The sequence below is a fragment of the Kocuria sp. WRN011 genome (genome assembly GCF_002295155.1).
In the GTDB taxonomy this organism is placed as follows: Bacteria; Actinomycetota; Actinomycetes; order Actinomycetales; family Micrococcaceae; genus Kocuria; species Kocuria carniphila.
The window spans coordinates 323,596-333,879 of sequence record NZ_NSGI01000004.1 but is presented as its reverse complement, the minus strand read 5'-3'; the positions used below and the strand labels follow the sequence as shown (position 1 = coordinate 333,879).

Genomic DNA, 10,284 nt, shown 5'->3' with positions numbered 1-10,284 from the left:
GCGTGCCCGGCCGGACGGTCGACAGATCAACGCAAAGGCACCCTGCGGGCCAATCGTAAGCAAGGGTCAGACCGCGTCGGCCGGGACTCCCCAATCCTTGCGGAACCGGGTAGAAAGAGACTGACAGTCGTAACTGTCTCCGACGGAGCCCACACTGGCTTGCACACCGGCTTCGCCCAGGTGTTCGGTGTAGCGAATCGAGACGTATTGGCTGCCCCGATCGCTGGGGTGCACCAACTGATCCAGCGCCCGATCCTGTGCCGTGCTCAGGGCGTGTTCCAATGCTTCCAAGAGCAGCGCTTCGGTGCGCACGTGGCCCTGGTCGCCCATCCCACAATCTGCGACGGAGAACACGTCGGTGATGAAAGCGGTGTAGCAAAACCCACTGGTAGTGCGCACATAGGTGATGTCAGCAACCCACAACCGGTTCGGCCCGGTGGCGGTAAAACACCGATTGACCAGATCCCCCGCGTGCATCGGCGGCCTTCGAGACGACGGTGGTTCGTGGGCAGCGACCTCGAACCACACCGACCAACCCGGCCTTACGCATCAAACGTGCGCACTGGTCACCTCCGATCTGCCAGCCTTCCCGGGCCATCGCATGCCAGATCTTCCGGGCTCCGTAGACGCAAGTAATAGTCCTGGTGGATCCGGGCAATGACTTCGATCAGCTGCGTATCACGAATGGCCCGGTCGCTGGCCGGCCGCGTTTTAGCGGCAAGGTAGCCGCGGGAAGTGATGAACCCACACTCTGTGGCACCCAGGGTGCGACAGATTGGTGTGAGCCCGAACTGATCGCGATACAGATCAATGAACGCGATCATCTCGTCGTGGGTCGGGAGGACTCGGCGTCCGAATTAAGCTGAGGCCGACTTCAGAATCTCGTTGGCCGCCACAGTTGGCGAGTTCTCACGTTTGAGTCGGCGGATCTCGGCCTGGGCGTCGCTGGAGACCCCCGGGCATTTACCGGCGTCAATCTCTGCTTGTTCTACCCACCGTCGCAGCGTCTCTACCGCAATGTTCAGCCTTGGGGCGGTCTCTTTGATCACCACGTACCGACTAGGAGCATCATCGTCTTCCAACCGATCAAGGCCCATCCGCACCGCACGGGCACGAAACGGCTCGAAATACTTCTGGGGCATGGGTCCAATCCTCTCAATAACGGACCGGAACAATACCCAGGACGGTTCAGTGGTCATGTTTTGTCATCCAGATGTTGCTTGACTAGGGAAGTTGGTGGGGTATTGGGTTGAGGTATAACGGGGTGACCGCTGGAGGCCCGAAATGAGCGAGTTATTCAGATCGATCAAACGTGCTTGGGGTAATTTTGTGGGCCCTGAGGCGACACGTGTGGATAACTGCATTGCCATTGGCTCCGCTGTCATTGGACTGATCGGAGCCGGGCTGCGGGCTAAGCGACGTGGGGCAAACGGAAAAATTGCAATGATCATGGCCGTAATGGCAGCTGATCTGGTTGGCGGAACATATGTCAACAACACTCGTGCCTGCGTCCGAGGGTACGAGCGCGCGGGCCAGGGAACTATGGAACATCTGACATTTGCTGCCTTGCATGTACATCCGGGTGTGGTGGGTTGGGCGGATCGAAGTTTCCGTGGTGTACGTCCAGGGGTTGTGTGGGCCGCGGCGCACTACAGCTACATGGTTCTATCTACTGCAGCCATCCGATCGTGCCCTTCGCAACGAAGAGTTCTTGGAGTGGCGCTGGCAGCCGGAGGTCTATGTCTCGACGGATCACTTGGGAGGTCGCCCGTAGCACCTTGGTTTGCATGGACCTACTACCCGAAACTCCTGATGGGCCATGCCGCCGGATCTCTGTGGCCCAACGAGAACCTCCAAGTGAGGTTTCGGGTTGACGCCCAGCCCTATTGGCGCGATGCCCCTTTGCATGACCAATTGATCAGATCGTTCTGCAGTCATGCCACTCAACGAATCTGGCATTCGCAGCACGTCAAGGGTGCGGGTTGTAACGTGCGACGTAAGCGCGGCAGCACCCCGGATACGGCGGTGCGGTTGGCCAAGTACTTCGGGACGTTCGCTGAATTATGGATGAACTTGCAAAGCCAGTACGAGCTGAGGCTTGAGCGGCCTGCTCTTCGATAGCGACTCGAGGGTATTGCTCCACTGCAAACGGCCCGATGGCGGGCCTACCGTAGAAGCTCCCGGAACCAGTCAATCGCCCCTCGGACGCCGCCGGGTCGCCTTGATCTCGGAGCGGCGTTGCTTGGCCGCGAGCCGACGGCGCACTGATCCGCGGGTGCGCCGGGTGGCCCGTCGGGCGGGCGGGGGAGGTGCCAGCGCCTCCCGAATGAGGTTTGCTAGTCGTTGCCGGGCGAGGGTCCGATTTCGGAACTGAGCACGCTGCTCGGAGGCCTCGACCATGAGGACGGTGCCGGAGAGCCGGTGCTCGAGGTTCTGAATCGCGCGTTGCCGTTGCGATTCGCTGAAAACGCTTACACGCGCGAGGTCGACGGACAACTGCACTTTGCTATCGGTCGTGTTGACCCCTTGCCCACCGGGGCCGGATGAACGAGCGAATTGCTCTGTGAGGTCCGCAGCGGGGATGGTTAGGCCGCTGGGGATTCCGGGACCGGGGGCAATGGTCAGTGCGTCCATGTCACGAACCCAGGTCTCGGTGATCTCGCCGGATTAGAGCCCATCGGGTTGTGCGCCCTTTCACCGCTCGCATTACATCAGTCATGACATCTACACACATTCAACTGGGGATCACCGGGCACTCGATGACTTCGATTGAGTTGCCATCGTGCAGGCCCACATGAGGATGGTCCTTGAACATTTGGGCGGCGGCATCGTGGGACGGTGCGTCTACGAGGGCGTAGGCAATCTTGGAGTCCTCGAAATCCTCAACGTAGGTCGAGGTGACTCGTTTCTTTCGATAGAGCGGCGAGCCTGGATCAAGGAGAGCCTCCTCGTGCGCCTGTGCCCAGGTGGCCCACGCAGTCATGAACTCGCTCTGCTGCTCATCCGTGAGTTGGTCCTTGTCGGGGTCGGCGCCACCGTGGAGAATCGCGAGGAATTTGCCCATCAACGAAGTATATGTTGTGACGTCTGGGCCACCTTGGTGCGTCTGACTGACGACCGGACAGGCGCACCCGAGCGTGCCGTGGTTGTTGATCAAGCGCATGCGTGATTGCTTAGCACATCATTGCGAAGGCACCGATTATGGAGCTATTTGGGACACCTTGGTCTTTGACCTGCCCACGATTCATGACTACGTCGAGGCGACATTGAGGATGTGACTACGCACCCTTAGAGCATGCGACTTCCCTTGCCTGCGAGCATCTGTTCCGCCAACTCGCGAGCATATGAAGGTTCTGGTTTCCAGCAGACGGCGATCTCCCACGCGAGAGCGGCTGGCAATGCCTCAAGGTCGACGCCGTTCGTGCCAGCGGGTGCCGAAAGTACCGATCTTGCCGACGCGGCATCGGGTCGCTGAGGCCAGCCTTCCGCGCATTGGTGGACCCGTGCGAGTTCCCGGCGGATTGACGTGGCCTCATGATGAGTGGCGTGACGGCCATGCGGGCGGCCTAGTGGCGGCTACGTTGGCACCATGACCTTTATTGGAATCGACCTGGCCGCTGACGTGAAACGCACGGGTCTTGCGGTGCTTCGGGAAGGTGCCGGGAGCGTCGTCGTCGACTTGGTTCGAATAGGCGCGACCGACGAGGACCTGATTGATGCCATCAGGACGGCTGAGCGTGCAGGTGTCGATGTTCCGTTCGGTTGGCCCGAGGATTTCGTAAGCGTCATTGAGGCGCAAGCGAGGGGGACATTTGAGGCCCCGGCTAGTACAGGCTCGGAATGGCGGCGGGACCTGGCGCTGCGAGCTACGGATAAAGCTGTGCATCAGCGAACGGGGCTGACCCCGCTGAGCGTTTCAACGGATCGGATTGCCTATCCCGCGTTGCGGTGGGCGGGGATTGAGGCGAAGCTTCGGGGCTTGGGGACGAATGTATGTAGGGATGGTGCGGGCGTGGTGTGCGAGGTTTACCCCGCGGCTGCGTTGAAGTGTTGGGGCTTGGCTTACCGGGGTTACAAGGGAGTGAAGAATTCGGCACAGCGATCGGAACTGGTGGACTCGGTATCCGAAAAGCTTCCGTGGCTGGACTGGAATGGGCACAGAGGTCTCTGCGCGGCTGATGACAATGCGTTGGACGCGGTCATTGCTGCTCTAGTAGCTCGGGAAGTAGAGAGAGGCCGCAGTGAACCGCCTCCGATTGATCTCGCAGAGAAAGCCAAACGAGAAGGTTGGATTTGGTTGCCGGGGGAAGTGCCAACGGCTCCGCATGTGGTTTGATGACCTGACAGGGGGAAATCCATGAATCGACATCACCTGAAACGCACCATACTCCTTGCAGACGGGGCCGGATGCGCCATTGCCGGCCTGGCCATGCTCGCCGGTAAACGTCATCTCCCAGCTGGGGACCCGTTGGCTCGACAACGCGTTCCGCTGGTTTTCGCCCTTTTCGGTACGAGTGCTGCTCTGGTCTCATCGTCTGTTCACTGTCGCGATAGAGACCTGGAAAGATCGGCATCGGTCAATGCCCTATGGGTGGCCTGGTGCGCTGTGAACTACCGGAAGTGCCGTACGTGCACCACCCGGTCGTTAGTCGGCGTGACCGGGATCTTAGACTTGACCATGGGAGTGATTCAGATGGCAGTTCGACGCGGCTAATCCCGCAGCCGCCGTTTTTCCTCAATTTTCTCGGCCTTGCGTAGAACCTTTAGGTCTCTACGTTCCCCTACGGCATGGCTGACTGTTCGAGCCCGTTCGGCGACCCCTGCTCCTGCTGAACCAACCGCCGACGACGCTTCACCAATCAGTCCTCGTGCAGCCCGCCTCCATGGCGTTTGGGAAATGAGCGAGGTTTTCTGGAGCTCTAGATCCGCATGCTCTTTGAACGTTGTGATCATCTCGCTAATCGTGTTGGCGAGGCGCGCGACCTTCGGGGCATTGATCGGATTGGCGACCTTGGCCGCATTGGTGAGCTGAGATGCACGAATCACGGCTTGGGAAAACGAATCCAGCCCATCCGCTATACGACGCACACGCTCTGTCCTCGCTACCGAGATACCTTCACGGTGGGCATCCAGTTGCAGTTCGTTCTCGTCTTCAATTCTTGCCAGTTCCAAGAGGTACTGACGGTCTTGTAGAGCTATGGTTCGCGCCAGAACCCCCAGCCAAAATTGAGTGTCCTCTTTCGCGCGGCCTAGCTCCTTGGCGACGTTGTCCGTGTTGCCCTGCACCGCAGCGATGCTGTCGCTGAGGGCATACAGCGCCGCTATGGCCTCAGCTTGCATAGTTTGCAGACTGAGCGAAGTAGCCTGGACCTTAGACCATGTCACGGGTGAGACGCGCCCCGTTTTGGTGAGGATGGCGTCTGCCTCCCCAATAGCTAAGGCGACGCCGCCGATTTGCCCTAGCGTTTCGGTCTTCTTCTGTTGGATGAGTTGATCGAGCTTCTGGTCGATGACCTCAAGGTAAGCCGAGATCTCATCGAGGGAGGCCTCTAGCGCGTATTTCGTTGCCATCGCTCCAAGAACCATTGGGGCTGCTGGCGTAAAAAAGCTCGCCTTGGAAAGGTCCTGGAATTTAAGTTGCTTGACGAACTTGCCCTTGTCCCCACGGAGGACCCCCGGGAGTAATTTATCTTTGCCTATCGATGTTCCCCGAAACTTTGAGAGGTGCTCGGCGGACTCAGACGTGAGTTTGAGCCACCGCCCGCTGTCTGCCTGTAATTTCCCGACGGCCATTCCTGCATGACCAGCAATGCGTGCGACATCCTTCTGCGAGATTTTCTTCGAACCGCCTGCGACTTCTTTATCGAAGATGGCAAGTGCCGTGTCAGGCCCGAAAAGCAATATCCCGTCGGTGGCTTCGAAAATTGTGACATCCTCCCCAGATTGGCTCATATTGAGGATCTTAGTCTCCGCCAAGCTCAATTCGTATGCATGAGAGCCTGGGTCCGGGCTGTGCCTGAGCCGTTATGGAACTTGACTGCTGCAGGTGACTGACCATACCAGTGGGCGGGGTACGGTCGATCGCATGAGTGACGTCATACCCACGCAATCCGCCTCGCGGGATATTCCTTGGGAGGCCGGACGATGGACGAATCGGCCAGTGTCGACCAAAGTGTCCAAGGACGGGACGCTCCATGTAACGGCGGCGGAAGGATCCGACGCTTGGCGGCACACGTCGTACGGTTTTGTTCATGACACCGAACATGCTCTGCTGGTGAGCTTTACTCCCAGGACTTCCATGGAGGTCGAGTTCGGCACTCCGTTCGAGGAACAGTTCGACCAGGCAGGTATTTTCGTTCGAGCCTCCGCGGAGCATTGGGTCAAAGCGGGAATCGAATTCACCGATGGCACTCCACATATCGGTGCCGTAGTCACGGATGGTCGTTCCGATTGGTCGGCTACGCCAGTTCAGAGCTGGTCTGGCCAACCGGTGACCATGCGGATCAGTTGGACCGGCGACGCTCTCACCGTCCGCGCTCGCTGTTCGGACGGACCCTGGGAGCTTGTTCGCGTCGCGCCCTTTGATGCACGGGAAGGCGTCACGGCAGGGCCATTCGTGTGCGCGCCGACTCGCAGCGGGCTCGAGGTCCCCTTCCGACGTTGGAGCGTCGGCGAGGCGGACCGTTCGCTGCACTGAACGAAAAAGTCAGGGCTCCGTGGAGAGGCGGCAGCGCGACGTCGGCGTCGTCGTGAACGAAGTGTGGTCCATGGCCAGGCGGAGAGACTGGTGGGTTCGACTTATTGTGGGTGGATGACGCGGATTCTGGTGACCGGCATGTCAGGGGCCGGCAAGTCGACTCTTCTGGAGGAGCTGCGGCGCCGGGGGCACGACACGGTCGATACCGACTATGACGGTTGGACACTTCCAGACGGATCGTGGAACGAAGAGCGGATCTCGCGCCTTTTGGCAGAGCCGCACAATGTGGTGGTGTCTGGAACCGTGGAGAACCAGGTCAATTTCTATAATCGTTTTGATCAAGTAATTCTTTTGAGCGCACCGCTGGACATCCTTCTGGAGCGGGTGCGGACCCGCAGCAACAATCCCTATGGGAAATCAGCGCCTCAACAAGCTGAAATTCGGCACTATGTGGAAACGGTTGAACCACATTTGCGTAGAGGGGCAACGGTTGAACTCGACGGTACTAGGGCAACTCAGGACCTGGCCGATGAGGTAGAACGGTTCATCGCAGTGCAGACATGACGGAGAACCGCGTTCAATCACGTCAGCTGGAGTCCCCATCCTCCTGGTGCAGTGTCCCCAATCATGGTGTCATGGGTGCAGGCACACACCAGTGAAGGCGCATGAAGCCAGGCAGCCAACGGATGCGATCCACTTCATGCGGAGCACCATCCATGTCGCGCACAAGGAGGCCGTAGAAATGGCCAAACACCGGCGCAAGTGGCGTCCCAGTTTGAAGAACGCTCATCGAAAGACGTCACAGCACTCGACGGACCTCGCCAGGCCAAACCGGTCGAACGTGCCAGAGGCGATCTCAACGGCGGTTCGAGAGGTGAGCCGAACCACCGGTCACGAAGCGAGCAAAGTCATTGAGCTACAGCGCACTGGCGACGGCAGTTGGCTGATCGTCGTGGAGGCCATTAGCTCCACTGGCGTCTCGGGGGTAAAGCCTGAGCAGTACGTCATCCGCTTGAGCAGCGAGGGCAGTATTCTCTCGTACGAATTGGTCGGACATGATTCGCCATCGCGCTCCGCCGAAGCCCCTCGGAGCGCTCTCCCCGTGGATCTAGGACTACGCGCTGAGCTGGACACGGACATCGCGATTTCGTTTTGAAGTATCAACGTGGTGAATCTGCGCCTACGAGGATCGATCCGTCCGCTGAGGAACAGAGGAAAGCGGTCTTAGTCGTCTTCCCGACTCCGTCTCTGAATCGAGGTATACCATTCTGTATACCTCAGCAACAGAATGTTTATATGAATACAACCATCAAGGTGAGCCCCGAGCTGCGGGATCGGATCAACCGTGATGCACAAGAGCGGGGCCTGACTGCGGCGGGTCTCATTGAGAAATTGCTGGATGCGCATGAGCGACGACAGCGCATGGAAGCCTTTGGCCGGGCGTTTAGAGCTGCGGATGCCACGTACTGGGATGAATATCGTGTCTGGGACGTGACGCTCGACGATGGTCAATCCGTTGGGTGAGTGAACTCCGGCGAGGAGACGTCGTGTGGATCGAACTCGATCAGGTGCGTGGGCGTGAACAGTCCGGACGCCGCTCGGCCCTTGTGGTGGCAAGTGATCTCTACCTTGAGCAGGCGGACACGCTGATGATCATCGTGCCAGCCACAACAACCGATCGGGGATGGCCAAACCATATCCCTGTGCGGGGCCCAGAACTTGGCCTCTCGCGAGCGACGTTCGCTATGACGGAGCAGCCTCGGACCGTCACTCGAGATCGCGTGGTTGGTCACATTGGCACTGTCGACGCGGAAACAATGCGAGAAGTCGATCAGTGGTTGCGTGACTTTCTTGCGCTTCCCTGAGGACATCGGACACATGAATTAGCCGATCAGTGGATATATCCACTGATCGGCTAATTGACTGCCGTATGCCCTACTTTCGCAGCGACTTCTCTAACGGAATGCTGCCGTCTTGCCACGGCAGAACTGCCCAAGCCAGCAGGTACACCGCGATACCAATGACCGGCAACAAGAAGGACAGCAGAATCAGCAGGCGGACCACCCACACGTTGACGCCGCACTTGGCGGCGATACCTCCGCCGATGCCAGCGACGAGTCGCTGGGGTCCACGTCGGAAGCCGAGATTACGCATGGTTTCAAATAGTGAGTTCATGCCCTCAACACTACGCACTCTCCGTTGCTGGGACAGTGGGGATAGCCCTAGGAACTTCCCGGATGCGCGTAGCCCTTTGCCGGCCGGGCGGTGAACGGCCCTCATTCGAATCGTCCGGCGGCAGGTCTGCATGTCGGAAGCACGCCATATGGTTGAGCTCATGAACCGACCTGACCGGGGACCGGGCCAGAGCAGTCTCGACAGCGTCATGACAACGCTCGAAGCCCGCACGCCTCGCAGGATCAGTCTGCCGACGGCGCGGCGTATCGCGTTGGCTGCTCAGGGGTTTCTGGATTCCCGTCCCGCCCCGGGGAAGACCACGGCTCGACATCTGCAACGAGTCATCAACAGGGTGGGTGTGATCCAGATCGACTCGGTCAACGTGCTGACCCGAAGTCACTACCTGCCGTTCTTTTCGCGCCTGGGCAGTTATGGCAGGACCAAGTTGGATCAGTTCAGGGATCGCGAACCGCGGCGGCTGGTTGAGTACTGGGCGCACGAAGCAAGCATGATCCCGCCTTCCACCTGGCCCTTGCTGGGATTCCGGAGAGAGCGTGCCAAGCATGAAGCGTGGGGAGACATGCGCCGTGTCCAACAAGAGCATCCTGAACTCGTCCAGGCAGTTCTGGCGGAAGTCAGCGCAAGAGCCCCGATAACAGCCAGGGAATGTGACGCGGCTATGACGGTGGACATTCCCCGCCGCGAGGGCGCCTGGGGCTGGAACTGGTCCGCCGTCAAGACCGCCCTCGAGTACCTTTTCTGGTCCGGCGAGATCACGAGTGCAGGACGAAATGCGCAGTTCGAACGCACCTACGTGCTGCCAGAGCGTCTTGGCCTGCCCCGCGAGCCAGTGGATTCGGAGACCGCTCATCGCGAGTTGGTGCGTATCGCTGCCCGCGCCCACGGCATTGGGACGGCCCGGTGCCTGCGCGACTACTTCCGGCTGGGAGCTGCCGAAACCAACCGGGCTCTGGCATCGTTGGTGGCAGACGGAGAGCTGGAGATCGTGACGGTCCCTGGGTGGTCGGATCGCGTGTACCTGGACACCTCTGCGCGGATTCCGCGGAAGGCTCACGTGGAAGCTCTCCTGAGCCCTTTCGACTCGCTGATCTGGCAACGGGAGCGGACCGAAGCATTGTTCGGAATGCGTTACCGCCTGGAGATCTACACCCCGGCCCATCGCCGTATTCACGGATATTACGTGCTGCCTTTCATCTTCGGAGACCGTCTGGTGGCGCGGGTGGATCTGAAAGCAGACCGGGCCTTCGGCCGTCTCCTGGTGAAGCAGTGCACGTGGGAGCCCGATGCCCCGCCCGAGGCGCTGCCCGCCCTGCAGCATCATCTACAGTCGCTGGCGAACTGGCTGGGGTTAGATGACGTGGTCCATCACCAGTCGAGTGCCCAATAGACGG

At 59.6% G+C, this 10,284-nt stretch carries 15 protein-coding genes and 1 pseudogene; 9 read left to right on the top strand and 7 right to left on the bottom strand.

Going from position 1 to position 10,284, the window contains the following annotated elements:
• Window positions 1-66: 66 nt before the first annotated feature.
• The 3 genes from CKW39_RS07815 to CKW39_RS15865 form a co-directional block, all read right to left on the bottom strand.
• Window positions 67-477 carry a DDE-type integrase/transposase/recombinase gene (locus tag CKW39_RS07815; RefSeq protein WP_095797548.1) on the bottom strand — a complete coding sequence of 137 codons (411 nt, stop codon included), beginning with the start codon at window positions 475-477 and terminating at the stop codon, window positions 67-69.
• Window positions 410-658 carry an IS3 family transposase gene (locus CKW39_RS15960; RefSeq protein ID WP_368842250.1) on the bottom strand — a complete coding sequence of 83 codons (249 nt, stop codon included), beginning with the start codon at window positions 656-658 and terminating at the stop codon, window positions 410-412. The genes CKW39_RS07815 and CKW39_RS15960 overlap by 68 nt, the downstream gene beginning before the upstream one ends.
• A gap of 199 nt (window positions 659-857) precedes the next feature.
• On the bottom strand, window positions 858-1,142 hold the full coding sequence (locus CKW39_RS15865; protein ID WP_095797546.1) for a transposase: 285 nt from the start codon (window positions 1,140-1,142) through the stop codon (window positions 858-860).
• An 847-nt stretch (window positions 1,143-1,989) separates the two neighbouring features.
• On the opposite strand from CKW39_RS15865, the pseudogene CKW39_RS15800 reads away from it, so the two are divergent.
• Window positions 1,990-2,121: pseudogene (locus tag CKW39_RS15800) on the top strand (transcriptional regulator); the annotation flags it as partial.
• A gap of 69 nt (window positions 2,122-2,190) precedes the next feature.
• Here CKW39_RS15800 and arfB read toward each other — a convergent pair.
• Window positions 2,191-2,634 (bottom strand): alternative ribosome rescue aminoacyl-tRNA hydrolase ArfB, encoded by a 444-nt coding sequence (gene arfB / locus CKW39_RS07795; RefSeq protein ID WP_095797545.1) that lies wholly within the window; start codon window positions 2,632-2,634, stop codon window positions 2,191-2,193.
• Window positions 2,635-2,734: 100 nt separating this feature from the next.
• Entirely contained in the window at window positions 2,735-3,064 is a 330-nt protein-coding gene (locus CKW39_RS07790) for a hypothetical protein (protein WP_095797544.1), read from the bottom strand.
• Window positions 3,065-3,110: 46 nt separating this feature from the next.
• Between CKW39_RS07790 and CKW39_RS15955 the strand changes: the two genes are divergently transcribed.
• The gene (locus CKW39_RS15955) at window positions 3,111-3,278 is read left to right on the top strand and encodes a DUF86 domain-containing protein (RefSeq protein WP_371514664.1); all 168 of its coding nucleotides are present in this window, start codon (window positions 3,111-3,113) and stop codon (window positions 3,276-3,278) included.
• Between the two features lie 311 nt (window positions 3,279-3,589).
• Entirely contained in the window at window positions 3,590-4,336 is a 747-nt protein-coding gene (locus CKW39_RS07780) for a DUF429 domain-containing protein (protein ID WP_095797542.1), read from the top strand.
• 374 nt (window positions 4,337-4,710) lie between these two features.
• On the opposite strand, the gene CKW39_RS07775 is transcribed toward CKW39_RS07780, so the two are convergent.
• A complete protein-coding gene (locus CKW39_RS07775; RefSeq protein ID WP_095797541.1) occupies window positions 4,711-5,976 on the bottom strand; it encodes a hypothetical protein in 1,266 nt (421 codons plus the stop codon).
• Between the two features lie 109 nt (window positions 5,977-6,085).
• On the opposite strand from CKW39_RS07775, the gene CKW39_RS07770 reads away from it, so the two are divergent.
• The 5 genes from CKW39_RS07770 to CKW39_RS07750 all read left to right on the top strand — a co-directional run bounded on the left by CKW39_RS07770 (window position 6,086) and on the right by CKW39_RS07750 (window position 8,562).
• Entirely contained in the window at window positions 6,086-6,697 is a 612-nt protein-coding gene (locus CKW39_RS07770) for a DUF1349 domain-containing protein (protein WP_095797591.1), read from the top strand.
• Between the two features lie 114 nt (window positions 6,698-6,811).
• Entirely contained in the window at window positions 6,812-7,261 is a 450-nt protein-coding gene (locus CKW39_RS07765) for an AAA family ATPase (RefSeq protein WP_095797590.1), read from the top strand.
• A 136-nt stretch (window positions 7,262-7,397) separates the two neighbouring features.
• The gene (gene gvpO, locus CKW39_RS07760; protein ID WP_371514663.1) at window positions 7,398-7,853 is read left to right on the top strand and encodes a gas vesicle protein GvpO; all 456 of its coding nucleotides are present in this window, start codon (window positions 7,398-7,400) and stop codon (window positions 7,851-7,853) included.
• A 140-nt stretch (window positions 7,854-7,993) separates the two neighbouring features.
• Window positions 7,994-8,221 (top strand): toxin-antitoxin system protein, encoded by a 228-nt coding sequence (locus tag CKW39_RS07755; RefSeq protein ID WP_095797539.1) that lies wholly within the window; start codon window positions 7,994-7,996, stop codon window positions 8,219-8,221.
• Window positions 8,218-8,562 carry a type II toxin-antitoxin system PemK/MazF family toxin gene (locus tag CKW39_RS07750; protein WP_095797538.1) on the top strand — a complete coding sequence of 115 codons (345 nt, stop codon included), beginning with the start codon at window positions 8,218-8,220 and terminating at the stop codon, window positions 8,560-8,562. Before CKW39_RS07755 ends, CKW39_RS07750 begins: the two co-directional genes overlap by 4 nt.
• A gap of 70 nt (window positions 8,563-8,632) precedes the next feature.
• Here CKW39_RS07750 and CKW39_RS07745 read toward each other — a convergent pair whose 3' ends face one another.
• Window positions 8,633-8,872, bottom strand: a complete 240-nt coding sequence (locus tag CKW39_RS07745; RefSeq protein ID WP_095797537.1) for a PspC domain-containing protein — start codon at window positions 8,870-8,872, stop codon at window positions 8,633-8,635.
• A gap of 208 nt (window positions 8,873-9,080) precedes the next feature.
• Between CKW39_RS07745 and CKW39_RS07740 the strand changes: the two genes are divergently transcribed.
• Entirely contained in the window at window positions 9,081-10,280 is a 1,200-nt protein-coding gene (locus CKW39_RS07740) for a winged helix-turn-helix domain-containing protein (protein WP_095797589.1), read from the top strand.
• Window positions 10,281-10,284: the final 4 nt, after the last annotated feature.

Excerpts from the sequence above, each read along its gene's own strand:
- CKW39_RS07815 (WP_095797548.1), bottom strand. The coding sequence starts at position 477 with ATGCACGCGGGGGATCTGGTCAATCGGTGTTTTACCGCCACCGGGCCG.
- CKW39_RS15865 (WP_095797546.1), bottom strand. The coding sequence starts at position 1,142 with ATGCCCCAGAAGTATTTCGAGCCGTTTCGTGCCCGTGCGGTGCGGATG.
- arfB (WP_095797545.1), bottom strand. The coding sequence starts at position 2,634 with ATGGACGCACTGACCATTGCCCCCGGTCCCGGAATCCCCAGCGGCCTA.
- CKW39_RS07790 (WP_095797544.1), bottom strand. The coding sequence starts at position 3,064 with ATGGGCAAATTCCTCGCGATTCTCCACGGTGGCGCCGACCCCGACAAG.
- CKW39_RS07780 (WP_095797542.1), top strand. The coding sequence starts at position 3,590 with ATGACCTTTATTGGAATCGACCTGGCCGCTGACGTGAAACGCACGGGT.
- CKW39_RS07770 (WP_095797591.1), top strand. The coding sequence starts at position 6,086 with ATGAGTGACGTCATACCCACGCAATCCGCCTCGCGGGATATTCCTTGG.
- CKW39_RS07765 (WP_095797590.1), top strand. The coding sequence starts at position 6,812 with ATGACGCGGATTCTGGTGACCGGCATGTCAGGGGCCGGCAAGTCGACT.
- gvpO (WP_371514663.1), top strand. The coding sequence starts at position 7,398 with ATGCGGAGCACCATCCATGTCGCGCACAAGGAGGCCGTAGAAATGGCC.
- CKW39_RS07755 (WP_095797539.1), top strand. The coding sequence starts at position 7,994 with ATGAATACAACCATCAAGGTGAGCCCCGAGCTGCGGGATCGGATCAAC.
- CKW39_RS07745 (WP_095797537.1), bottom strand. The coding sequence starts at position 8,872 with ATGAACTCACTATTTGAAACCATGCGTAATCTCGGCTTCCGACGTGGA.
- CKW39_RS07740 (WP_095797589.1), top strand. The coding sequence starts at position 9,081 with ATGACAACGCTCGAAGCCCGCACGCCTCGCAGGATCAGTCTGCCGACG.